Genomic DNA, 24,111 nt, shown 5'->3' on the forward strand with positions numbered 1-24,111 from the left:
GGTGTGCCCAACCTTGCGCGGCGCTCCTCTGGCAGATCAGCCCAGGTATTCGGATTCGAGCACCAGATCGGGTACCAGGGCCTGGTATTCCAGGTGCGCCCTGTGCTCGACGGTGCTCCATCGCGCGCCTTGTTGTGTGCGCATGTAAGCGCGATACTTCGGCGCACCCGGCACCTTGACATTGTCGGCCACCACGATGGAGCCCGGATGCAACCAGCGCCGGTCCAAAATGCGCTGCAAGTCGTCTAGATAGACCTTCTTATCGTGGTCGATGAACACGAAATCAACACCACCGGAAGCGAATCCGTGTTCATTGGTCAACGTATCGAGTGTTCGTCCGCCGTCTCCGATGGTGCCCACCACGCACGTCACTCGGTCGGTCACGCCGGCATGAGCCCAGATTCGCCGGGCATTGGCGGCGTTGGCTTCGACGAGTTCGACCGAGAAGACCTTGGCGTTCGGAGCGGCGCGGGCGATTCGCAGCGCGCCGTACCCGCAGTAAGTGCCCAATTCGAGCGCCAGGGCGGGGTTGGATCGTCGCACCGCCGAATCGAGGAGTTGCCCCTTCTCGTCGCCGACATTGAACAGGTACGACTTGTTGTAGGCGAACTCGTCGATGGTGGCCAACACGTCGTCGATATCGCCGGCCTGGGCGTGCTTGAGCACGTAGTCGACGACCGCACTCTCGCGACCGTCGCCGATCTGACCCGTCTGGGCGATCTTGGGCATCGCCGGCAGCATGCGCCAGACCGACCACCGTAACGGGGCAAAGCGTTGTTTCCAGCTCATCGTGGTCCGCCAGAGTCCGGTTCGCGACGATTCACGCTACTAGGTTACTGGGACCTCGCTGAGTAGAGCACCAACCGCGCCCGGCGGTGCTAGCATCAATTGCCTAGAAAACCTAGTTTGACACGCGGAGTTTTCGCGACGTTTGCAAACGGGAAGGGCTCTATGGACCAGTACGCCACCAGATCCCAGGTAGCTGGGGCGCGGCGCTGCGGTCTGTGGCTCAGCGGAGCGCGAGGATCGGTGGCCACCACCTCGATCGTGGGTTTGTATGCACTCAGCGCGGGTCTGGTAGCTGAGACTGGCTGTGTGACAGGCAATTCCGACTTTGCCAAAGTGCCATTGCCGAAGTATTCCGATTTCGTGGTGGGTGGACGTGATCTCACTAGCATCCCGTTGGTCAAGCGAGCGGAGTCGCTGGTCGAGGCGGGACTGCTACCGCACCGCGTGGTAGCCGCGGTGGCGGATCGACTGGCGGCCACCGACGAAGAGATCATCGGGCCGGCATGCGTGGCCACGCCGGATCCCGCCACCGCCGGAGCGAGCACGCAGGCCGAACTGATCGACCGCCTCAGCGACGCGATGGCGTCCTTCGTCGCGCGCCATGCCCTCGATGTACTGATTGTCATCGATGTGGCTTCCACCCAGCCGCCGGTGGCCGACCTACCTGAATATCGTGAGCCGGATCTGCTGCGGGCGGCCGTTTGCGAGAAGAACCGTGCTGTGTTGCCGGCGAGCGCGTTAACCGCGCTTGCCGCGGTGCGGGTCGGCGCCGCATACTCGTGTTTCACCCCATCGCCCACACTGGGCATTCCCGCGGTGCACCGATTGGCAGACAACTCCCGCCTGCTCTGCGCGGGTCAGGATGCCAAGACCGGGCAGACATTGTTGCGCACCGTGCTGGCACCGATGTTCGCCAACCGCGCAATGAACGTCCAGTCGTGGTCCGGGTCGAACTTGCTCGGTGGCGGTGACGGGGCCACGCTGGCCGATCCGATCGCTGTCCAGTCCAAGCTCGCGAGCAAGCAGCGGGGCATTCAGGACATGCTGGGCGGTAACGTCACCGCTCCGCTGCACATCGACTACGTGCCAGACCTCGGGGAAACGAAGGTCGCATGGGACTACGTGCATGCCACCGGATTTCTCGGCGGGCAGATCACGCTGCAGACGATTTGGTCCGCACCGGATTCGGCATTGGCGGCGCCCTTGGTTCTCGACGTGGCGCGCCTGCTGGCGATGGCCCGAATTCGCGGTGTGCACGGCATCGTGGGGCAGCTGGGCTTTTTCTTCAAGGAGCCGTGGGCTTCGTCAACGCATTCCCTTGCGGCGCAGTACGAAGCGCTGGTGGCCTGGGCTAGGTCTTTTTCGTCGTCATCGAAGTCGTTCGGCTGACCGTGAAGGTCAAGGCGTACCTCGACCTGATGAGGGCGCCCGCCGCGCTTACCGTGCTCGGCGACAGCATTGTGGGTGCGATCTGGTCGGGACGTCCGCTGACCGGGCGGCGTCTGGCGCTGCCATTGGCGTCGGCGTTGTTGTATTGGAGCGGCATGGTGCTCAACGACTGGGCCGACCGCGAGCGGGACGCGATCGAACGCCCCGAGCGGCCCATACCGTCTGGTCAAGTGCCAGCCGGCACGGCACTAGCGACCGCGGCCACGCTCGCTGGGGCGGGACTGGCGACCGCAACGGCAGCCGCGGGACGCGACGGGCTGACTGCCGGGGGCCGAATCGCGTTGTGCGTGGCCACTTATGACCTAGCCGCCAAGGACACCGCCGCCGGGCCGTTGGTCATGTCGAGTTGCCGGTTCTTTGATGTTCTGCTGGGTGCCGGCCCGAATCATCGTCGTGCGCTGGTTGCGGCGTCGGTTGTCGGTGGGCACACCACCGCGATCACGGTGCTATCCCGAAGCGAGGTCACCGGTTCCCATCGCGACCTACCGGTGATGGTCGGGGGGATGGGTGCCGCGGTAATCACCGCGGCGATGCTCAGCGCGGCGGGTCGACGCGCGGCCCCGGCGGCGGCAGTGTACGCGTGGTCCTTCGGCCCCGGCTTGTTCAGGGCGTGGCAGCGGCCCACCGCGGAGGTGATCCGGGGTGCGGTGCGCAGCGGTATCGCTTCGACGATCGCGGTGCAGGCGATGTTGGCCGCGCGTGCACCGCGACCGCACGCCATGCTCGCGCTATGTGGGCTGGCAATCGGCTTGCGGCTCAAAGTGTCCGCGTCAAAACCCACTGAGGTGACCTAATGCGCGTTGGCTACAACACAAATAGCTTGGCCGATCACCCGCTTGCCGATGCACTCGCGCTGATCGCCGAGCAGGGGTATACCGCCGTCGCCTTGACTATCGGCTATCCGCACGTGCGGCCGTTCGACTCCGATCTCGGCGCTCAGCTCGGCGCCCTTCGTGCCTCGCTGGACACGTATGAGCTGACGGTGGCGGTCGAAACCGGGGCGCGCTACCTGCTGGATCCGCGCAACAAGCACAAGCCGTCATTGGTTGACGTCGCCGCCGAGCCTCGCATCGAATTTTTGCGGCGGGCCATCGATATCGCCGCCGACCTGGGAGCAACCTGCGTGTCGCTGTGGTCGGGCTATCCGGTCAGCTACACCGATCCCGCTGCCACGCGCGACCAGTTGGTGAGTCGGCTGGCGCAGGTGGTGGACTACGCCGACCGTCGGGCGGTCACGCTCGGGTTCGAGCCCGAACCCGGCATGTTCGTGGAGACCGTGGCACAAGCGCTCGACGTGTGCCGGGCGCTGGATGATCCTCCGCGGCTGGGCATCACGCTCGACGTCGGTCATTGTGTGATGACCGAGCCGGCCGGCGCGCAGACCGCCATCGTGGATCTCGGCGACAAGTTGGTCAATGTCCATCTCGACGACATGACACCTCTCAAGCATGAACACCTCGAATTCGGCTACGGTGAGGTTGATCTGGGCGCCGTTATGGACGCACTGGACGGTACCGGGTTTGCTGGGGTCGCGTCAGTCGAACTACCCCGTCATTCGCACGATGCACCAAATGTGGCGCGCCGGAGCATGCGAGCGATCAACCTGGCGAGGTTGCCGATCGGAACACGTTCCTGGATCGAGGACGCTGCAGCAGAAATCCGCCGCAGCCCAGATAAGATCGTGGAGCGCTTCTCCGGGGCGGAGCGTGCGATGTCGCGGGCATCCGGCGACGCGGCGCTCCTTGCTCGGGTGCAGCTGCTCACCACGTTGGTGGCCGAGACCTTTGACGAGACGGTCGGCCCGCTCATCGGAAAGCTCTACCAATGGGGCGACAGCGATGAACGCCTTGCGGTGCTGCGTGGCCTGGAGTTGTCGGCGCTGGACGGCAGGCTGGGACCGGTGGCGACGGCGGCCGGTGTTGAACTGACCGAGGATGCCCTGCGGTGCAACGATCCGCGGCTAGTCGCTGCGGCGCTCGGTGGCTTCGGGTCACGGTTTCTGGGTCAACACACCTGGCGCCACGGTGTGATGAAGTTGATCTTCATGGAAGTCCCGTTGAGTGCCGTATACGGCCTGAGCAATCGAGCTGACCCTGAGTTAGGGCGCATGGTAAGGGATTACATCAGTGAACGTCGCGCGGCCGGCCGCTCCGTACCGGACGACGCACAGACGCTGCAAAACCTGACCGCCACCAAGTCGGAGGTAGCCCGGTGAGGATCTTCGATCCACACATTCACATGACGTCTCGTACCACCGACGACTACGAGACGATGTATGCAGCAGGGGTCCGCGCCATCGTGGAACCTGCATTCTGGCTCGGGCAGCCCCGCACTGACGCGGCATCGTTCATCGACTATTTCGACAGCCTTATCGGGTGGGAACGCTATCGCGCTTCCCAGTTCGGAATTGCCCACAACTGCACCATCGCACTAAATCCTAAAGAAGCCAACGATAGCCGCTGCCGCAAAGTGCTCGAGCAGGTACCGCGGTACCTGTCCAAGAGCGGGGTGGTCGCTGTCGGCGAGATCGGCTACGACTCGATGACACCCGACGAAACCGCAGTATTCCAAACCCAGTTGGAAATGGCGGCCGAACGCGACATGCCCGCACTGGTGCACACCCCGCATCGTGACAAGCTCGGTGGGACCGTGGCCAGTATCGACATGGTCAAGCGGGTCGGCATCAATCCGGGCATGGTGCTGCTGGACCACCTCAACGAGGTCACCATCGAGCCCGCCCGGGACAGCGGGTGCTGGATGGGATTCTCGATTTATCCGGACACCAAAATGGATGAGGAGCGGATGGTCGTCTTAATGCAGCGCTTCGGGCTGGAACGAATCATCGTCAATTCGGCGGCGGATTGGGGACGGTCCGACCCGCTTAAGACGGCAAAGACCGCGCAGGCAATGCTGGTCGGCGGGTTCAGCGACGACGACGTCGATCGCGTCATGTGGCGAAATCCGGTCGAGTTCTATGGCCAGAGCGGTCAACTTCGACTACTCAGCGAAGATCAGGAAGCCGCGTTTGCCGGCAACACGATCAACCGCGGGGAAAAGCCGTAATGTTGTCCTACTGCAGTAATGTCGTTGCTGCCGACAGCCTCTCAGCGCTGGAACACCGACTGGTGTCGCTGTTTTCCGCGGCGCGGGAGCTCGCCCATGTCGAGCAACTCGGCGTTGGGCTGTGGTTACCCGCCCGTACGATGGCCCAACTGGCGGAGGACCGTCCCGGGCGTCGTCGCCTGGCCCAGGTACTCGCGGACAACGGGCTCGCCGTGGTCACCATGAACGCCTTTCCTTACGGCGACTTTCACGGCGATACGATAAAACACGCGGTTTATCAACCAAATTGGGCCGAGTCGACCCGATTGGCGTACACCCGCAACTGTGCGGAGGTGCTCAGCGATCTATTGCCCGAAGGGGAGTGTGGCTCCATCTCGACACTGCCGTTGGGCTGGAGCGCCCCATGGGACGACGAGTCGGACGCTTCATCGCGGCAGCACCTTCGCACGCTGAGCGATGAACTACAACGCATCGAAGCAGAGTCGGGACATCGGATCAGATTGGCCATCGAACCGGAGCCTGGCTGTGTAATCGGGTCCTGTCGCGACGCCATTGACTGGTTCGGCGGGGCGGGGGTGGATCCACAACACGTCGGCCTTTGTCTGGATATCTGCCATCTAGCGGTGATGCACGAGAACACCGCGGAGGTGCTGGCCGGGCTATCCAGCATTGGCTTCGACGTGGTCAAGATACAGGCCTCCAACGCCATCCAGATCGACGACCTGGCCGATGGGAAAATTGCTGACGCATTTGCCGAATTCGCCAATTCCCCGTATCTGCATCAGGTTTTCGGCGTCGACGGTGACGGTCGCCAGTGGTTTCGGGACGACCTGTCTCTCGGCGACCGTTCAACACCGAAAACCGGTAGTGCACGTGTGCATTACCACGTACCCTTGCACATAAGTCCGCCCGCACCGCTGCGCAATACCGCACACATCCTTACCGAGACCATGGCCATGCTGCGCGAAGGGGTGTTGTCGGAGCCTGTCCACATCGAAATCGAGACGTACACCTGGGAAGTCCTTCCGTCCTCCTTGCGCATGGGAAGCCTGGCAGAAGACCTCGCGGCCGAAATCAGTTGGCTTGACGAGCTGATGTGTGTGCGGGACCCGGCGTGACCCAACGTGTGCTGCTAGTCAATGTGGTTGGCCTCACGCAACCCTTACTGCGGCATATGCCGAACCTGTCTGCGCTCGCCGCTCGGGGCGGGTTGCGAGCACTTTCCCCGGTGTTCCCGGCCGTCACCTGCTCGGTGCAGTCGTCGATGGTCACTGGGCTGATGCCCAACCGGCACGGAATCGTCGGCAACGGCTGGTATTTTCGCGATCTGGGGGAAATACTGCTGTGGCGTCAAAGCAACAAGCTGGTGATGGGCGAAAAGGTCTGGGAGACGGCGGCTGGTCGCTTCGAGGGATATCGCTCGGCGAACGTCGGCTGGTGGTATGCGATGAACGCCAGCAACGACGTGATCATCACGCCGCGGCCGGTGTATCACCAAGACGGTCGCAAGTCGCCGGATTGCTACGTGGTGCCGCCGGAGCTGCATGATGTCTTGACCGAGAAGCTTGGCACGTTCCCGTTGTTCCAATACTGGGGTCCAACGGCTGACATCACGTCGTCGCGGTGGCTTGTCAACGCGTCCGTTGAAATCCTGCAACGTTATTCGCCAACCCTGTTGACCGCCTATGTTCCGCACCTGGACTACGATTTCCAGCGCTTCGGTCCGCATTCGCCGTTGGCCATAGCCGCCGCTGCGGAGGTCGACGCGGCGCTGGCCCCGCTGCTGAGTTATGCCGATGAGCACGGCATGACGACCATCGTCGTTTCCGAATATGGGATCTCGCCGGCCGACAATCCAGTGGATATCAACCGATTGCTTCGGCGCGAAGGCTACCTCCGTGTCTACACGCAGCAGGGCCGCGAGTACCTGGATCCGTGGACGTCACGTGCCTTCGCTGTCGCCGACCATCAAGCCGCCCATATTTACGTGCGCGACGAGGCCGATGTCGCCCGGGTGGCCAGTGCGGTCAGCGACCTGGACGGTGTGGATACGGTGCTGGATCGAAACGCACAGCAGGCGTTAGCCATTGATCACCCCCGATCGGGTGAGTTGGTGGCGATTGCGGAACCCGCCGCGTGGTTCACCTATTATTACTGGCTCGACGACGGTCGGGCCCCGGAGTTCGCGCCGTGCGTGGACATTCACCGCAAGCCCGGCTACGACCCGGCCGAACTCTTGATGAACCCCGACGATCGGGCCGCCAAGGCTAAAGCGGCAGCGGCACTGGCCACAAAGGCTCTCGGACTTCGCTACACGATGAACGTCGTCGCGCTCAACGGCGCCGCAGTTCGTGGCACACATGGGCGCCTACCCGACTCCGACGAGGAACGGCCGGTGGTCATTAGCTCCGCGGCGAATCTGCTCTCGCGCTCGTCGTCGCCCATGCCGGCCACGGTCGTGCGTGATCTTGTCCTGGACGCCCATAGATTGCAAACGTAAGGTCTTTATTCCCATGTGCCCAAGCGTGTTCGAAGCCGACCTGCCGCCTATCGCCTATGAGGACGCCCAAACGCCGGAAGAGGCCCACCGGAGGATGAGTGCGGCGCTGCAGCGCGCGCCGATCGCCATGGGACAGCGTGGTCCGGAGATTCTCAGCTATGAACTGGTTCGAAGTGTGTTGCGGGATAGCAGGTTCGGTGTGCCCAGGGGATTCTTTCTGGCCGCCCAGGGTGTTACGTCTGGGCGGTTGTGGGACCGGTTCGGCAAGAGCCTGCCCAGTCTGGAGGGGGCCGAACATCACCGGTTGCGTCGGTGTGTTTCGCCATCGTTTGGCCCCCGGTCGTTAGCACGGTTGGACACGATGATGACAGAGTTGATGTCCGGCCTGGTGGATCCGCTGATCTCGGTGGGCAGGTGTGACGTCGTCGAGGACATCGCCCGGCGGTATCCAATCCCGGTCATCTGCGCCCTGATTGGTGCTCCGCTGCAGGATTGGCGGCTGTTCTCGGGCTGGGCGGACGCCATCTTCATGCTCTTCACCTGGCGAGTTGCCGGCAATGAGGATGTCATCATGAAGGCCTATGACGAGCTTGATGCGTACATCGTCGATATGGTCGATCAGCGCGCTGTGAGTCCCGGGGATGACTTGATCTCCGAGTTGATCACGGTGGAGGAGGACGGCGATAGACTCACCCGCGAGGAGCTGTGTGGGGTGGTTAGTGTGCTGCTGTCGGCCGGGACGGATACCACCCGAAATCAGCTGTCTGCGGCGGTGCAGGTGCTCTGCGATTACCCCGAGCAATGGGCATTGTTGGCCGATCAGCCTCAGTTGATGCCGGCAGCGGTCGAGGAGCTGATGCGGCACACTCCGATAGCGTTGTCCACCATCCGACAAGCCTACGAGGATGTGGAGCTGGGCGGGGTGGTCTTTCCGGCTGGAACCCTAGTTATCGTTAACACCGCCGCGGCAAATCGGGACCCTGACGTGTACGAGAACCCGAACCGCCTCGATGTCGCCCGGGACAATCCCGCCCCGATGTTGACCTTTGGATCCGGCTTGCATCTGTGCCTGGGTGCAAACCTGGCCAGAGCTGAACTCGTTGCGGCATTGCGGGTTATGACCCAGCGCATGCTCAATCCACGGCTTGCCGGTCCTGCACCGTGGAAGCCGTTCACGCCAATCACGGGGCCGCTGGCGCTACCGATCGACTTCGACATCGAAGCGGGGCAGCGCTAGTTGGGCTGCCGGGCATCGTGGGCGGCGGGTGTTGTTGGAAGAAACGCTATCGGAACAAATGTCAACGCCACCAATGCGACGGCGACGACGAAAACCACGGTGTAGGCGTGCGAGAGGTCGTCCATCAGGTTGATCGGAAAGTCCGGGGCCCGGGCCGGCGCGGGCAGCGTCAGTGGGTCAATCGGCACGCCGCGGCGGGCGGCTTCCTCGCGTAGGCCGTCGATCTGGCGTGCGATGGGAATGTTTGCGCTGCGGTTGAACTGGCTGGTCAATATGACCGACATCAGAGCCGTTCCGATAGATGCCGCCACTTGTTGATTGACATTGACTAGTGTCGACCCTCGCGCAATCTGATGCGGCGCCAAGGTCTGTACTGCCACCGCAGAAAGCGGCATCATTGTGGCGCCCATGCCCAAACCCATGATGGCCAGTCCGATCACCAGGGTTGGCAGGTAGTCGGCCCGCAGCGCGACCCCGAAGGCGAAAACGCCCATGCCCAAGGCGATGAGTGTAACGCCGACCATCAAGACCCGTCCGACTCCGCGCTTGTCCATCAGCGCGCCGGCAATGGGCATCGTGACCATGGCTCCGATTCCGCGGGGTACCAGGCTCATCCCGGCCTGTAAAGGCCTCTGGTGCAGCAATTCCTGGAAGAAGCTGGGAAACAGCAACCCGGCGCCGAAGAAGGAAGTTGCGAAGAGAAACATTGCCGCGTTGGCCAGGGTGACGGTGCGGTTTTCGAACAGGCGCAGGTCGATTAGCGGGTGGTCCGCTCGGTAGAGCGCATGGAGGACGAAGGCGATGATCAACGCCAGACCGGCGGTGGCCGGTATCCATACGTGGTGATCGGCGACGGTGCCGCGGCCGGGTAGCGCCGAGACCCCGTAGAGGAACGCCGCCAGCCCGGGTGATAGCAGCAGCATGCCGACCACATCGAAGGTTTCCGACGGTGTCGGCTCGTCGTGGGGGAGCACGATCGCGGCCAGTACTACGGTGGTCAGGCCGATCGGCACGTTGATCCAGAAGATCCACTGCCAGCTGAAGCTATCGATCAGCCAGCCGCCCAGGACCGGGCCGAAGACCGGGCCCAGGAGCATCGGAACGCCCAGGATAGCCAGGACTCGGCCGAGTCGCTGGGGACCCGCCTCCCGGGTCAAGATGGTCAGCACCAGCGGCATGAGCATGCCGCCCCCGAGGCCCTGAACGACCCGGAATGCGATGAGCACAGCGATGTTTGGTGCCATCGCACACAGCAGCGAGCCGAACGTGAAAGAAAGCAAGGAGCCGATGAACGGACGCTTGGTGCCAAACCGGTCGGCCGCCCAACCCGCCAACGGGATCACAGCGGCCAGGGCCAGTGTGTAGCCGGTCATGGTCCACGCCACGATGGCCTGCGTGGAATGGAAGGTGGCGACGAAGGTGCGCTGTGCAACGGTGACGACCGTCGTGTCCACGATCGCCATCATCGAGCCCAGCACGCATACGCCGGCGATCCGCAGCAGTCTCGCGTCGATTCGTTGGGCGTCGCCGCGTGGGTCTGCGTCCGTGCCGTCCATGGCGTCAGCTCCTCGCAACAGGCCTCTGCCGGGAAAGCATGTCACACCGCTACCTTTGGGGCGGCCGGTCCGGTAGGCAACCGGCCCAGGGCGTTCGCTATCAGCCCGCGAAGGGGGGGCGTGACATCACGGTGACCCGGAATCCGTACTTGGGACCCGCACCGGCCGCGCCCGTACCCGCGCCGGCGAGCGGCATGCCGCCCAACAGGCTTCCGGGCGCAGCGGCCTCGGGTGGATTGACGATGTCGCTGGCCAGGGGTAGGGCGGACTTCGCGGCAGGGGCGAGACTCGCGCCGGCATCGGCCCAGGTGGGCGGCACCGACAACTTACTCAGCGAGGCTGCGTTGCCCATCCCGGCTGATACCGAACCGGCACCGCCTAGCGCGGGCAGGGCGGCGGCGACACCTGGTGCTCCGGCCGCGGCATCGGCGGCGACGTTGGGACCGATCCACCCCAGCGCCCGCCATGACGTGATGAGGCTGTTTCCGATACCAATGCCGAAATACGGCAGACCGACCGTGTTGTAGAAAAGCTGCGAGATCGGCAAGTACCAATTCACCAGCCAGTCCAGCCATTCCGGAGCCGATCCCGCGGAGCTCAACAACGAGGAGAACGGAGATGTCAGATTCGACAATGTGTTCGGCAGTTCAGAAATCAGCCCCGATAGGGTGCTCTGTGCCGCGCCCGCGGCGGTGGCAGCGGCGCTCTTGGTGGCGGCGGTTTGCAGCGCCGTCGCGGCGGGATTGGCGGTTTCCGGCGGCGGGTTGAATGGAGTCAATTGCGCGGCACTCGCCGAGGACCCCGCATAGCTGTACATCGCCCGCGCGTCTTGTGCCCACATCTCGGCGTATTGCGCTTCCAGGGAGGCGATTGCCGCGGTGTATTGGCCGTAAATGTTCTTTGCCATCAGGGAGGTCAGCTCAACTCGATTGGCCGCGATGAGCGGCGGGGGAACCACACCCGCGACGGCGGTTTCGAATGCAGCGATCGCGGCCTCGGCCTGTTTGGCCGCCATCTCAGCGTTAGCGGCCGTGGTGCGCATCCACACCACATATGGGGTGACCGCTTCCATCATCAACATCGACGCGGGGCCAAACCACTCTTCGCCCTGCAGCGTCTTGAGTACTCGCTCGTAGCCCTCCGCGGTGAGCGTCAGCTCAGCGGCCAACTGGTTCCAGGCCGAAGCGGCACCTACCAACGGCGCCGAACCCGGCCCGGAATACATGCGGCCAGAGTTGATCTCCGGCGGCAACGCCCCAAAATCCATTGCTACGAACTCCTTGTCTGGTCATGGGCTGCGGCCTTGGCTTCGGCCACCGATGACAACTCGAATTGCATTGCTGCTGGCACCATGTCGCTTCCTATGAACTCCTGAAGCGTTGTAAACATCCCAATATTGTTGAGCCCAAGGCGAATCCAACTTTTTTGATGCAGCGTTTCAAGTGGTGTCGGACTGTTCATCGCTGGACCTGTCGTTCGGGGACGTCGTACGCACCCGCTGTTTTGCCTTCCTGTTGTGTTCATCAATGCGCTATCCCGCACTCGGTGGACGACATACCACTCGGTGTCGTACCCCGTATCGGCGTCCGAAGTTGCGGCCATGCTGGCCTTGCGCCCGCATAGGCATGCCTTGAAGTAGCCCGGACAGTCCCGCCGTCTCGGCGTTTGTTTGGGGAAGTGACAACGCCACGGTCCGCGCCTGGGACACTGCGGCCTGAGCGGACCACGCCGGTGGCACCGACATCGGCCCGATCGCCGAGGCCAGACCGGCGCTGGCCACCACCGGGGGACCCGCGCCCAACGGTGCTAGGGCCGACAGTGCGGCGGCCCCGGCCGGGCCGGCAACCGCATCGGCCGCTGCCACCGCAGGAGCAAACAGCATCGCGCCGACCACCTGCAGCGCGTTAAGAGTTAATCCGCCGCCGTCGTAGATGAACCCCTCCGTCGTCGCCAGGGCGCTCAAAATCTCGATCCAATACTTTTGCGCGTCACCCGATGCCCCCAGCGCGAACTGCTGTCCGAGCTGGCTGGCCAGCGAATAGGACGACGCCAGCCGCGCGGCAGCTTCGGACAGCACCGTCGCGGGTTTGCTCGCCGCGGCGGCGGCCTGCCGGGCGATGCCGCCTGGGGCCGTGGTGTGGGGCGGCGTTGTGAACGGGGTTAGCGTCGAAGCTGCTGCCGCGGAGCCAGCGTATTCGTACATAGCGGCGGCGTCCTGGGCCCACATCTCGGCGTACTGGGCCTCGGTGGCGGCGATCGCTGCGGAATTCTGGCCGAACCAGTTGGTCGCGACAAGCGCGAGCAACAGGGCCCGGTTGCTCGCGATCACCGATGGGGGCACCGTCATGGCAAACGCCATTTCGTACGCCGCCGCAGCCGCCCTGGCCTGCATCCCCGCTTGTTCGGCCAGTGTCGCGGTGGTGCTGAGCCAGCCGACGAACGGCAATGCCGCGGCGACCATCGCGTCCGCCGCCGGCCCGAACCAGCACATGGTGGGCAGCTCTGAGATCACCAAGCCGTAGCCAGCCGCCGTCGAATACAGTTCCGCGGCCAAGCTGTCCCAGGCTCCCGCAGCTGCGAGCAGTGATGCCGACCCTGGGCCGCAATACATTCGACCTGAATTGATTTCGGGAGGTAGTGCTCCATAGTCCGATGGGGGGGTCGGGACGCTGTCACTGAGCGCAATGACAGCTGCGCCCATTACGGGCGCCGGCAACGTACGCCGGAATTCGGCAACGTTAGATCGAGTGTCATTGGGGACCGCCTAGCGATTGGGCTGATGCTCGGGCGCGACGCCTTCGTCGGTAAGTAATTAATCGAGGTAACAGTGTCCTAGCGCATTAGTTTTTACCGTCGATATGGGTTGAGAAACAACCATTCTATGTTAAATCCACGTTAATTCCGCAGGCCAAGATATCTTTTGTCCACCGAATGACAACCGCCTGTCCCCCAATTGGGGGACAGGTCGTCATACGCTTGACCTACCTGCAGTTTGACCATGTGCGCCTTGGCGTTTCAGCGCAACTGGCATGGGAATCGTTTCACAGAGTGGCCTTGCTGAGGGGGCCGATCCCAATTACTTGGCTAATTTCCAACGCGTCTTGTAAAAAATTCGAATTTGCAATTCCTATACCGATCGGTCGGGCCGATTTGGACGCCGTGTTGAAATCTGTTGCGGCGTTGTGCCGGCCGGATTTCAGGCCCTGGAGATCAGGCTTGGCCGTGACGGGCCCGCGCTACGGTGTCCCGGCAGCGAGGCCGCGCGAGCCGCAGCCGTTCGGCATCGCCCGGCCATCCGGAATCCGGGTCCGAGGGACGCAATCACAAGGCGGTGATGATTGCCCGCGGGTCTCCCTGCGCAGGCGGATGCAGCCGTTAGACTTTCCTGCAATGTCCACCCTGACGTGCGTTACGACGCCCCGCGACCGGGTATGAACCACCACCCCGACAGTGGCGTTGAGGTCGGCCTGACCGGAAGGCCGCCGCGGGCGATCCCTGAACCCACGCCGCGCAGCTCGCATGGCCCGGCCAAGGTCGTCGCGATGTGCAACCAGAAGGGTGGCGTCGGCAAAACCACGTCGACAATCAACCTCGGTGCCGCCCTAGCCGAGTATGACCGGCGGGTGCTGCTGGTGGACATGGATCCTCAGGGCGCGCTGTCCGCTGGCTTGGGCGTGCCGCACTACGAGCTGGAAAAGACGATCCACAACGTGCTGGTGGAGCCTCGGGTGTCGATCGACGACGTATTGATCCACACCCGGATGAAAAACATGGATCTGGTGCCCAGCAACATCGACCTGTCGGCGGCGGAGATTCAGCTGGTCAATGAGGTGGGTCGGGAACAGACTTTGGGTCGGGCGCTATACCCACTGCTGGACCGCTATGACTATGTGCTGATCGATTGTCAGCCGTCGTTGGGCCTGCTCACCGTCAATGGGCTGGCCTGCGCGGATGGTGTGGTCATCCCGACCGAATGCGAGTTCTTTTCGCTGCGTGGTCTGGCATTGCTGACCGACACCGTCGACAAGGTGCGCGACCGGCTGAACCCCAAGCTGGATATCAGCGGGATTTTGCTCACCCGCTACGACCCGCGCACGGTCAACTCCCGAGAGGTGATGGCCCGTGTCGTGGAGCGGTTCGGTGACCTAGTGTTCGATACCGTGATCACCCGCACGGTTCGCTTCCCGGAAACCAGTGTCGCCGGCGAACCCATCACCACCTGGGCCCCGAAGTCCAGCGGTGCCATCGCTTACCGGGCGTTGGCTCGCGAGTTCATCGACCGATTCGGCGTGTGAACGGCACCGCGAACTCGACGGCGGAACCCCAAAACGGCTACCCGGACGGTTACGCCGATGGATTCCGAGTCAGGCTGACCAACTTCGAGGGACCGTTCGATCTGCTGCTACAGCTGATCTTCGCCCATCGCCTCGATGTCACCGAAGTGGCGTTACACCAGGTCACCGACGATTTCATTGCCTACACCAAAGCGATTGGCGCCCACCTGGACCTCGAGGAGACCACGGCATTTTTAGTGGTCGCGGCGACCTTGCTGGATCTCAAGGCGGCCCGGTTGTTGCCGAGCGGGCAGGTCGACGACGAAGAGGATCTGGCCTTGCTCGAGGTCCGCGACCTGCTGTTTGCTCGGCTGTTGCAGTATCGGGCGTTTAAGCACGTCGCGGAGATGTTCGCCGAGTTGGAGGCCACCGCGTTGCGCAGTTATCCGCGCGCGGTGTCTCTTGAAGAGCGGTTTGCCGGCCTGCTGCCGGAGGTGATGCTGGGCGTCGATGCTCAACGGTTCGCCCAGATCGCCGCGGTGGCCTTGACCCCGAGGCCGGTGCCGACCGTGGCCACCGGGCACCTGCACCAAGTGACGGTCTCGGTTGCCGAGCAGGCCAAACAGTTGCTGACGCTGTTAGAAGCACGGGGCAGCGGCCAATGGGCTTCATTTTCCGAGTTGGTCGCCGATTGCCAGACGTCGATGCAGGTGGTCGGACGGTTCCTGGCGCTGCTCGAACTGTATCGGTCCCGGGCGGTAGCATTCGACCAGTCAGAGCCCCTTGGCGCGCTCCAGGTGTCGTGGACCGGGGATCGGCCGACCAGCGAAGCCTTGGTAGAAGTGCGAGACCAATGATGATCCGCTCCGGCGACGACGATGCAGCGGGGGCGCCGCCCGCTTGCGGGGGACACAGTGATGAGAATGGAGCGGCGCTGGTGACTGAGGACGCGCCCGCGGACGACCTGAGCTATGGCATCCCCGATATCGCCGAGCCCGCGGAGATGGACCCGGTTGAACTCGGTTCGGTGCTCGAGGCGCTGCTGTTGGTGGTGGACACCCCGGTGACTGCCGAGGCGCTGGCCTCGGTCACCGAACAACCGGTCTACCGGGTCGCCGCGAAGCTGCGGCTGATGGCCGACGAGCTCACCGAACGCGACAGCGGAATCGAACTACGGCACAGCGATGAGGGCTGGCGGCTGTATACGCGTGCCCGTTTCGCGCCGTATGTCGAGAAGCTGTTGCTGGATGGCGCGCGGACCAAGCTCACTCGGGCCGCGTTGGAGACGCTGGCCGTGGTGGCCTACCGCCAGCCGGTGACTCGTGCGCGGGTGAGCGCGGTGCGCGGGGTCAACGTGGACGCCGTAATGCGAACCCTGCTTGCGCGCGGCCTGATTACCGAGGTCGGCGCAGACGAGGACTCTGGTGCCGTAACGTTCGCCACCACCGAGATGTTTTTGGAACGTTTGGGTTTGACGTCGCTGTCGGACCTTCCCGATATCGCACCGCTGCTTCCCGACGTCGATACCATCGAAGATTTGAGCGCGTCACTGGACAATGAGCCGCGGTTCATGAAGCTCTCCGGCGGTCAGATGGCCGACCCTACGTTGACGTTTGACGTGGACCGCGACTGATGGTGGATTTTGAGCCCGCTGAGGGGACTCGTTTGCAGAAAGTGTTGTCTCAGGCCGGGGTTGCTTCGAGGCGGGCTGCGGAAAAGATGATCGTCGATGGCCGGGTCGAGGTGGACGGACATGTGGTGACCGAATTGGGCACTCGGGTTGACCCGAACCTCTCGGTGATCCGGGTCGACGGCGCCAGGGTGGTGCTCGACGACACGCTGGTGTACCTGGCGCTGAACAAGCCGCGCGGCATGCACTCGACCATGTCCGACGATCGTGGCCGGCCTTGTATCGGCGACCTGATCGAACGGAAAGTTCGGGGCAATAAGAAACTGTTTCACGTTGGACGGCTCGACGCCGACACCGAGGGGCTGATCCTGCTGACCAACGACGGCGAGCTGGCGCACCGGCTGATGCATCCCTCGCACGAGGTACCCAAGACGTATTTGGCGACTGTGACCGGTGCGGTGCCTCGCGGCCTGGGCAAAAAGCTGCGGGCGGGAATCGAGTTGGAGGACGGACCGGTGGCCGTGGACGGCTTCGCCGTTGTCGACGCCATACCCGGCAGAACATTGGTGAGGGTGACGTTGCACGAGGGACGCAATCGAATCGTGCGCCGGATGCTAGCCGCGGTGGGATTTCCAGTGGAGGCTTTGGTGCGCACCGACATTGGTGCGGTGTCGTTGGGCAAGCAGCGGCCGGGCACCGTTCGGGCGCTGCGGCGAGACGAGATTGGGCACCTATACAAAGCGGTGGGGCTGTGAGCGGAGCGAGCGGAACGAACGACGTGAGTGACGGGAGTGCAGCGAACCATCGGGCTGTGAGCGGAGCGAGCGGAACGAACGACGTGAGTGACGATGTGGTTATCGCGATCGATGGTCCGGCCGGGACCGGGAAGTCCTCGGTGTCAAAGGGATTGGCGCGTGGGCTGGGTACCCGTTTCTTGGATACCGGAGCGATGTATCGCATGGTGACATTGGCGGTGCTACGCGCTGGAGTGGACCCGGACGATGCCGAGGGCGTCGCGGATCTTGCTTCGGCCGTGGAGCTGTCGGTTGGTTATGACCCCAACGCAAGTCGGTTCTACCTTGCTGGACAAGATGTTTCGTCAGAGATCCGGGGCGACGCGGTAACCCGTGCGGTTTCGGCGGTTTCGGCGGTACCCGCGGTGCGGACCCGGCTGGTGGACCTGCAGCGGGCGATGGCGCGGGGGCCGGGCAGCATTGTGGTGGAGGGGCGTGACATCGGGACCGTGGTGTTCCCGGACGCGCCCGTCAAGATTTTTTTAACCGCGTCGGCGGAGACCCGGGCGCGGCGACGCAATACCCAAAACATTGCGGCGGGTTTGGTGGACGACTACGACTCGGTGCTGGCCGACGTGCGCCGCCGCGACCACCTCGATTCCACACGTGCGGTGTCGCCATTGCGTGCCGCCGCTGATGCGATCGTCGTGGACACCAGCGAGATGACCGAGGCCGAAGTGATCGCTCACCTGCAGGACTTGGTGACTCAGCGAAGCGGAGCGGTGCGGTGACCAAGGACGGCACGTGGGTAGACGAAAGCGATTGGGAACTTAGCGATTCCGATCTCGAAGAGCTGGGGGCGTCTGGATCGGCGCCGGTCGTGGCCATAGTGGGTCGGCCCAACGTCGGCAAATCGACTCTGGTCAATCGGATTCTGGGTCGGCGTGAGGCGGTGGTGCAAGACGTTCCAGGTGTGACGCGAGACCGCGTCTCCTACGACGCGCTGTGGAGCGGACGCCGGTTTGTCGTGCAGGACACCGGGGGCTGGGAGCCGGATGCCAAGGGCCTGCAGCAACTGGTGGCCGAGCAGGCGTCGGTGGCCATGCGCACCGCTGACGCGGTGGTCCTGGTGGTGGATGCCAGCGTCGGTGCCACCACGGCGGACGAGGCAGCTGCCGGCATCCTGCTGCGCTCGGGTAAACCGGTCTTTCTGGCCGCCAACAAGGTTGACAGCGACAAGGCAGAAGCGGACGCGGCGGCCCTGTGGTCATTGGGCCTGGGCCAACCCCATCCGATCAGTGCCATGCACGGCCGCGGCGTGGCGGATTTGCTCGACGAGTTGCTGGCTGCGTTGCCCGAGGTGGGCGAGTTGGCATCGGCGGGCGGCGGGCCCCGACGGGTGGCGCTGGTTGGCAAACCCAATGTGGGCAAGAGCTCTCTCCTGAACAAGCTGGCCGGTGACCAGCGCTCGGTCGTGCATGAGGTCGCGGGCACCACGGTCGATCCGGTGGACTCGCTGATCGACCTGGGCGGCAAGGTCTGGCGATTCGTGGACACCGCGGGCTTGCGCCGCAAGGTCGGCCAGGCCAGCGGACACGAGTTTTATGCTTCGGTGCGTACCCACGGCGCTATTGACGCCGCCGAGGTGGTGATCGTGCTGATCGACGCCTCGCAGCCGCTCACCGAACAGGATCTGCGGGTGCTGTCCATGGTGATCGAGGCCGGGCGGGCGTTGGTGCTGGCCTACAACAAGTGGGACCTCATCGACGAGGATCGCCGCGAACTGCTGGAGCGTGAGATCGATCGGGAATTGGTGCAGGTGCGATGGGCCCAGCGGGTCAATGTCTCCGCCAAGACCGGACGCGCGCTGCAAAAGCTGGTGCCGGCGATGGAGAGCGCCCTGGCGTCGTGGGACACCCGGATCGCCACCGGTCCGCTGAATAGCTGGATCAAGGAGGTGGTGGCGGCTACGCCGCCTCCAGTGCGGGGCGGCAGACAGCCCCGTATTCTTTTCGCCACTCAGGCCACCGCCCGGCCGCCGACGTTCGTATTGTTCACCACGGGATTTCTGGAGGCCGGTTACCGACGGTTCCTGGAGCGGCGGCTGCGCGAGACGTTCGGATTTGACGGCAGCCCGATCCGCGTCAATGTCCGGGTTCGGGAAAAGCGGGGCACTAAGCGCCGCTGAGTTGCGGCGGGGGCACGCGGTGATGGTCGCGGCTTGCGGCCGAACACGCCCGATGCGGCTTGATACTTCCCGCGATACGAACATTGACACCTATATCACAGGATTATCTCGTTGACTTGGCGACCGAAGCGTCCCTACGATCTCTCATATATCGGGTGTAATCACCCGTATTGTGGGAGTAAGGAAGGTGCACCATGAGGGCCATGCACCAGGCGACCAACCAGGCAGCGACGCGGTTCAGCGTGCAGGACAAATCGATATTGATCACCGGGGCGACCGGTGCCCTGGGCAGCGTCGCCGCTCGCGCACTCGCCGAGGGCGGTGCCCGGTTGACCCTGGCTGGTGGCAACGTGGCCGGCCTGGCCGAGCTGATCAATGACGCCGGCCTGGACGACGTCGCAGTGGTCGCACGCCGGCCCGCGACACCGGAGGACGCGCAGGCCATGGTCGAGGCCGCAGTCAGCCGCCATGGCCGTCTAGACGGGGTGTTGGTGGCCTCAGGCATGAACCATGTCGAGTCCATCACCGAGATGAGCGTGGACGACTTCGACAAGGTGATGAACGCCAATGTCCGCGGGGCCTGGCTGGTCTGTCAGGCAGCCGGACGGGTGCTGCTCGAACAAGGCGACGGCGGCAGCATCGTGCTGGTGTCCTCGGTTCGCGGGGCGCTCGGTAGCGCCGCCGGATACAGCGCCTACTGCCCGTCCAAAGCAGGCACCGACCTGCTCGCCAAGTCGCTGGCCGCGGAATGGGGCGCCCACGGTATCCGAGTAAATGCAATTGCCCCTACGGTTTTCCGCTCCGAGCTGACCGAGTGGATGTACGCCGACAACGAAAAGGGCCGGACGACCAGAGAAGCGATGTTCGCCCGGATCCCGCTGGGCCGCTTCGCTGAACCGGAGGATTTCCTCGGCGCGCTGGTCTATCTACTCAGCGATGCATCCAGCTTTTTCACCGGCCAGGTGATGTATCTGGACGGGGGGTATACGGCATGCTGACTCAGCCACCCGGCCACGGGTTTTCGCGTGCCGCGATCGTCGGTGCCGGTCTGATGGGCCGCCGCATCGCCGGCGTATTGGCCTCGGCTGGGCTCGATGTCGTCGTCACCGACACCAAGACCGAAATCCTTGCCATCGCGGCCGCCGAGGCCGGCCAAGTCACGGGTGCCGAACACGGGTCTGTAAGCGCAACCGGCGACTTGGCCGCTGCGGTGCGCAACGCCGACCTGGTCGTCGAGGCGATCATCGAAGACCTTGCCATCAAGCAGGAACTCTTCGCGCAACTAGCCGATCTCGCACCTGCTGCCGTGCTGGCGACCAACACCTCGGTGTTGCCGATTCGTGCCGTCACGGAGCGGGTCGACGACGGCAGCCGCGCGATCGGGACGCACTTCTGGAACCCGCCAGATCTCATCCCGATCGTCGAGGTGATACCCAGCGCCCGCACCGCACCGGAAACGGCCGATCGCGTGATCGCGCTGCTCACCGAAGCCGGGAAGTTGCCCGTGCGCGTTGAACGCGATCTCCCCGGATTCATCGGGAATCGGCTCCAGCACGCGTTGTGGCGGGAGGCGATCGCACTCGTCGACGAGGGGGTGTGTGATGCCGAAACGGTGGATCTGGTGGTACGCAACACCATTGGACTGCGGTTGGCGGCGCTGGGTCCCTTGGAAAACGCCGACTACATCGGCTTGGATCTCACCTTGGCCATCCACGATGCGGTGATCCCCAGCCTCAACAGCGACCCGTATGCCAGCCCACTGCTGCGCACGCTGGTTGCCGAAGGGCGACTTGGGGCACGCACGGGACGCGGCTTTCTTGCATGGCCTGCGGGTGCTCGGGAACGCACTGCGGCGCGGCTTGCCGAGCACATCAGTGCACAGCTCACACGAGAAAGGACGTTTTAGCGATGGCGTTCAGCTGGCCCCTCGGCGACGCCGAGTCAAAGTTGGAGTTCTATGACCTGTCGCATCCGTGGGGGCACGGAGTGCCGGCGTGGCCGTACTTCGAAGATGTCAAGATCGAGCGATTGCACGGTATGGCCAAAAGCCGAGTGCTCACCCAAAAGATCACCACCGTCATGCATTCCGGCACCCACATTGACGCGCCGGCGCACGTCGTCGAAGGAACTCCGTTTCTCGACGAGATCCCGCTGAGCGCCTTTTTCGGCACCGGCGTGGTCGTTTCGATCCCGAAGAGCAAGTGGGGCGTCGTCACCGCCGAGGATCTGCAGCGGGCCACGCCGCGGATCCGAGCGGGCGACATCGTCATCGTCAACACCGGCTGGCATCACAAATACGCCGACAGTGCCGAGTACTACGCCTATTCGCCGGGCTTCTACAAAGAGGCCGGGGAGTGGTTTGCCGCCAAGGGCGTCAAGGCGGTGGGCACCGATACCCAGGCCCTGGATCACCCGCTGGCTACGGCGATCGCACCCCACGGCCCCGCCGAATCCCAGGGCGGTCTATTGCCCTGGGCGGTACGCGAATACGAGCAGGAGACCGGCCGCAAGGTGCTCGACGACTTCCCCGAGTGGGAGCCATGCCACCGCGAAATCCTGTCCAATGGTATCTATGGCTTCGAAAATATCGGTGGCGACGTGGACAAGGTCACCGGCAAGCGGGTCACCTTCGCCGCGTTCCCCTGGCGCTGGGTGGGTGGTGACGGCTGCATTGTGCGGTTGGTGGCGATGGTCGATCCCACCGGGAGCTACCGGATCGAGACGGGGTCCTGATGAACGTGACCCGAGCGTCGCAGGCCCCAACGTATGTGGCCGCGGCGCACCACGATGTGGACACGGTGCGGCTGCAGGGGCACGAGGCCGGGCACACCGAGCGATTCTGGGTCGGAGTCTCGCGCTATCGCCCGGGCGCGGAGGCCGAGTGGACGGCCACACGTGAAGAGACCGTCTATGTCGTGCTCGACGGCGAGTTGATCATCGCCACCGCCGATTCCGAGACGGTGTTGGGGCGCCTAGACAGCGTGCATTTCGCCAAAGGTGAAGTTCGATCGATCCACAACCGCTCGGACCGGGATGCGTTGCTGCTGGTCACCATCGCCCATCCCGAGTGGAGGGCGTCATGAGCGTGGTGATCACGGTCGCGCCCACCGGCCCCATCGCGACCAAAGCCGACAATCCGTCGTTGCCAACCTCTCCGCAGGAGATCGCGATTGCGGTCGAGCAGGCCTACCACGCTGGTGCCGCGGTGGCCCATATCCATCTGCGAGATGAAAACGAGAGGCCTACAGCAGATCTCGCGATCGCGCGTCAGACCATGGACCTGATCGGTGAGCGCTGCCCGATCCTGATCCAGCTATCGACCGGGGTCGGGTTGGCGGTGCCGTTCGAGGACCGCGAAAAGTTGGTGGAGCTACGGCCGCCGATGGCTACGCTCAACCCCTGCTCGATGAGTTTTGGGGACGGCGAGTTCCGCAATCCTCCCGATGGTGTCCGGCGACTCGCGGCGCGGATGCTCGAACTGGACATCAAGCCGGAGTTGGAAATCTATGACACCGGGCACCTGGAGGCGTGTCTGGGGCCGCGGGACGAGGGCCTGCTGGCCGAGCCGTTGCAGTTCAGCATCGTGCTCGGGGTGCGGGGTGGCATGGCCGCCACCGCCGATAATCTGCTCACGATGGTGCGCCGGCTGCCGTCCGGGGCGAGCTGGCAAGTCATCGCGGTCGGCCGGTCCAACGTGGAACTGACCGCGATGGGTCTGGCCCTGGGCGGTAATGCACGTGTGGGTCTGGAGGACACCTTGTATCTGCGTAAGGGTGAGTTGGCGCCGAGCAATCCGGCGCTGGAGGCGCGCACGGTGCGCATTGTCGAGGCCCTGGACTTGCCGGTGGCGTCGGCGGAGGAAACCGAGGCACTGCTGAGTCTGCCCGCTAGGTCGTGAGAGGAATTCCCCGATGAGCGCAAACAGTGAGGCACCCGACGCCCGCGGCGGAATCCAGGTGATCGCCCGCGCGGCCGAGATCCTGCGGGTGCTGCAAGCGCACCCCGGCGGTCTTAGCCAAGCCGAGATCGGCGAGCGAGTGGGCATGGCCCGGTCCACGGTGAGCCGGATCCTCAACGCACTCGAAGACGAGGGCCTGGTGGGCTCGCGCGGTGCGCGGGGGCCTTACCGACTGGGGCCGGAGATAGCGCGCATGGCCAGCACCGTGCAGCACGGCGTGGTGGCGGATCTGCACCCCTTCCTGACCGAGCTGTCGCGTCAGCTGGACGAGACCGTCGACCTGTCCATCCTGGACGGGGACCGAGCTAACTTCATCGATCAGGTCGTTCCGCCGCGTCGGTTGCGGGCGGTGAGTTCGGTGGGGGAGTCGTTTCCGCTGTACTGCTGCGCCAACGGCAAGGCACTGCTGGCGTCGCTACCGCCCGAGCGGCAAGCTCAGGCGCTGCCGACCCGGCTGATGCCGCTGACCGCCCACACCCTTACCGATCGGGCGGCCCTCCGAGAGGAGCTGCGGCGCATCGTGGCCGAAGGGGTGGCCTACGACCGGGAGGAGCAAACCAACGGCATCTGCGCGATCGGGACGGTAGTGCCGGCGGTGACCGATCAGCTGGTGGCCGTCAGCGTGCCGGTGCCCGCTCAGCGGTTCTATGGCCGCGAACAAGAGCTGACCCAGGCGCTGCTGGCCTGGGTGGACAAAGTCAACGCCTGGTTTAAAACCACGGCATGAGGAGGA

Annotated in this window: 24 protein-coding genes; 19 read left to right on the forward strand and 5 right to left on the reverse strand. The window is 64.1% G+C overall.

Translation table 11 applies throughout. The features are described 5' to 3' along the window. Positions 1-36 precede the first annotated feature (36 nt). Positions 37-789 (reverse strand): O-methyltransferase, encoded by a 753-nt coding sequence (locus MB901379_RS11235; RefSeq protein ID WP_158016766.1) that lies wholly within the window; start codon positions 787-789, stop codon positions 37-39. A 162-nt stretch (positions 790-951) separates the two neighbouring features. On the opposite strand from MB901379_RS11235, the gene MB901379_RS11240 reads away from it, so the two are divergent. Genes MB901379_RS11240 through MB901379_RS11270 form a run of 7 tightly spaced genes read left to right on the forward strand, consistent with a single transcriptional unit; the run spans position 952 to position 9,038 of the window. Further along, positions 952-2,178 (forward strand): inositol-3-phosphate synthase, encoded by a 1,227-nt coding sequence (locus tag MB901379_RS11240; RefSeq protein ID WP_158016767.1) that lies wholly within the window; start codon positions 952-954, stop codon positions 2,176-2,178. Between the two features lie 29 nt (positions 2,179-2,207). Beyond that, positions 2,208-3,032 (forward strand): SCO3242 family prenyltransferase, encoded by an 825-nt coding sequence (locus tag MB901379_RS11245; RefSeq protein ID WP_232022046.1) that lies wholly within the window; start codon positions 2,208-2,210, stop codon positions 3,030-3,032. Then, the gene (locus MB901379_RS11250) at positions 3,032-4,453 is read left to right on the forward strand and encodes a TIM barrel protein (RefSeq protein WP_158016769.1); all 1,422 of its coding nucleotides are present in this window, start codon (positions 3,032-3,034) and stop codon (positions 4,451-4,453) included. Before MB901379_RS11245 ends, MB901379_RS11250 begins: the two co-directional genes overlap by 1 nt. Then, entirely contained in the window at positions 4,450-5,301 is an 852-nt protein-coding gene (locus MB901379_RS11255; RefSeq protein WP_158016770.1) for a TatD family hydrolase, read from the forward strand. Before MB901379_RS11250 ends, MB901379_RS11255 begins: the two co-directional genes overlap by 4 nt. Continuing rightward, positions 5,301-6,419, forward strand: a complete 1,119-nt coding sequence (gene eboE, locus MB901379_RS11260) for a metabolite traffic protein EboE (protein WP_158016771.1) — start codon at positions 5,301-5,303, stop codon at positions 6,417-6,419. The genes MB901379_RS11255 and eboE overlap by 1 nt, the downstream gene beginning before the upstream one ends. After that, on the forward strand, positions 6,416-7,801 hold the full coding sequence (locus MB901379_RS11265; protein ID WP_158016772.1) for a nucleotide pyrophosphatase/phosphodiesterase family protein: 1,386 nt from the start codon (positions 6,416-6,418) through the stop codon (positions 7,799-7,801). Before eboE ends, MB901379_RS11265 begins: the two co-directional genes overlap by 4 nt. A 13-nt stretch (positions 7,802-7,814) precedes the next feature. Next, positions 7,815-9,038, forward strand: coding sequence for a cytochrome P450 (locus MB901379_RS11270; RefSeq protein WP_158016773.1), 1,224 nt, complete (start codon positions 7,815-7,817; stop codon positions 9,036-9,038). Here the strand turns inward: MB901379_RS11270 and MB901379_RS11275 are convergent. The 4 genes from MB901379_RS11275 to MB901379_RS11290 all read right to left on the reverse strand — a co-directional run bounded on the left by MB901379_RS11275 (position 9,035) and on the right by MB901379_RS11290 (position 13,295). After that, positions 9,035-10,594 carry a DHA2 family efflux MFS transporter permease subunit gene (locus MB901379_RS11275; protein ID WP_158016774.1) on the reverse strand — a complete coding sequence of 520 codons (1,560 nt, stop codon included), beginning with the start codon at positions 10,592-10,594 and terminating at the stop codon, positions 9,035-9,037. The genes MB901379_RS11270 and MB901379_RS11275 overlap by 4 nt on opposite strands. A gap of 100 nt (positions 10,595-10,694) precedes the next feature. Continuing rightward, entirely contained in the window at positions 10,695-11,861 is a 1,167-nt protein-coding gene (locus MB901379_RS11280) for a PPE family protein (protein WP_158016775.1), read from the reverse strand. A gap of 2 nt (positions 11,862-11,863) precedes the next feature. Beyond that, positions 11,864-12,055: a hypothetical protein gene (locus tag MB901379_RS24565; RefSeq protein WP_158016776.1), complete on the reverse strand. Its 192-nt coding sequence runs from the start codon at positions 12,053-12,055 to the stop codon at positions 11,864-11,866. 70 nt (positions 12,056-12,125) lie between these two features. Then, the gene (locus MB901379_RS11290) at positions 12,126-13,295 is read right to left on the reverse strand and encodes a PPE family protein (protein ID WP_158016777.1); all 1,170 of its coding nucleotides are present in this window, start codon (positions 13,293-13,295) and stop codon (positions 12,126-12,128) included. Between the two features lie 730 nt (positions 13,296-14,025). On the opposite strand from MB901379_RS11290, the gene MB901379_RS11295 reads away from it, so the two are divergent. The 12 genes from MB901379_RS11295 (at position 14,026) to MB901379_RS11350 (ending at position 24,105) form a co-directional block, all read left to right on the forward strand. Continuing rightward, the gene (locus MB901379_RS11295) at positions 14,026-14,889 is read left to right on the forward strand and encodes a ParA family protein (protein ID WP_197717893.1); all 864 of its coding nucleotides are present in this window, start codon (positions 14,026-14,028) and stop codon (positions 14,887-14,889) included. Continuing rightward, positions 14,886-15,725 carry a segregation/condensation protein A gene (locus MB901379_RS11300; RefSeq protein WP_158016779.1) on the forward strand — a complete coding sequence of 280 codons (840 nt, stop codon included), beginning with the start codon at positions 14,886-14,888 and terminating at the stop codon, positions 15,723-15,725. The genes MB901379_RS11295 and MB901379_RS11300 overlap by 4 nt, the downstream gene beginning before the upstream one ends. 146 nt (positions 15,726-15,871) lie before the next feature. Next, on the forward strand, positions 15,872-16,501 hold the full coding sequence (gene scpB, locus MB901379_RS11305; protein ID WP_408632376.1) for an SMC-Scp complex subunit ScpB: 630 nt from the start codon (positions 15,872-15,874) through the stop codon (positions 16,499-16,501). Next, complete coding sequence (locus MB901379_RS11310; RefSeq protein ID WP_158016781.1) at positions 16,501-17,253, forward strand: pseudouridine synthase; 753 nt, start codon at positions 16,501-16,503, stop codon at positions 17,251-17,253. The genes scpB and MB901379_RS11310 overlap by 1 nt, the downstream gene beginning before the upstream one ends. An 83-nt stretch (positions 17,254-17,336) precedes the next feature. Next, the gene (gene cmk, locus MB901379_RS11315; RefSeq protein WP_158019108.1) at positions 17,337-18,023 is read left to right on the forward strand and encodes a (d)CMP kinase; all 687 of its coding nucleotides are present in this window, start codon (positions 17,337-17,339) and stop codon (positions 18,021-18,023) included. Further along, on the forward strand, positions 18,020-19,420 hold the full coding sequence (gene der / locus MB901379_RS11320) for a ribosome biogenesis GTPase Der (RefSeq protein WP_158016782.1): 1,401 nt from the start codon (positions 18,020-18,022) through the stop codon (positions 19,418-19,420). Before cmk ends, der begins: the two co-directional genes overlap by 4 nt. A 194-nt stretch (positions 19,421-19,614) precedes the next feature. After that, positions 19,615-20,418, forward strand: coding sequence for an SDR family NAD(P)-dependent oxidoreductase (locus MB901379_RS11325; RefSeq protein WP_158016783.1), 804 nt, complete (start codon positions 19,615-19,617; stop codon positions 20,416-20,418). Continuing rightward, positions 20,412-21,326 (forward strand): 3-hydroxyacyl-CoA dehydrogenase family protein, encoded by a 915-nt coding sequence (locus MB901379_RS11330; RefSeq protein WP_158016784.1) that lies wholly within the window; start codon positions 20,412-20,414, stop codon positions 21,324-21,326. The genes MB901379_RS11325 and MB901379_RS11330 overlap by 7 nt, the downstream gene beginning before the upstream one ends. A gap of 2 nt (positions 21,327-21,328) precedes the next feature. Beyond that, complete coding sequence (locus tag MB901379_RS11335) at positions 21,329-22,153, forward strand: cyclase family protein (RefSeq protein WP_158016785.1); 825 nt, start codon at positions 21,329-21,331, stop codon at positions 22,151-22,153. Next, positions 22,153-22,503 carry a beta-D-galactosidase gene (locus MB901379_RS11340; RefSeq protein ID WP_158016786.1) on the forward strand — a complete coding sequence of 117 codons (351 nt, stop codon included), beginning with the start codon at positions 22,153-22,155 and terminating at the stop codon, positions 22,501-22,503. The genes MB901379_RS11335 and MB901379_RS11340 overlap by 1 nt, the downstream gene beginning before the upstream one ends. After that, entirely contained in the window at positions 22,500-23,318 is an 819-nt protein-coding gene (locus MB901379_RS11345) for a BKACE family enzyme (protein ID WP_158016787.1), read from the forward strand. Before MB901379_RS11340 ends, MB901379_RS11345 begins: the two co-directional genes overlap by 4 nt. Before the next feature lie 13 nt (positions 23,319-23,331). Continuing rightward, entirely contained in the window at positions 23,332-24,105 is a 774-nt protein-coding gene (locus MB901379_RS11350) for an IclR family transcriptional regulator (RefSeq protein ID WP_158016788.1), read from the forward strand. Positions 24,106-24,111: the final 6 nt, after the last annotated feature.

It is taken from the genome of Mycobacterium basiliense (assembly GCF_900292015.1).
Classification (GTDB): domain Bacteria; phylum Actinomycetota; class Actinomycetes; order Mycobacteriales; family Mycobacteriaceae; genus Mycobacterium; species Mycobacterium basiliense.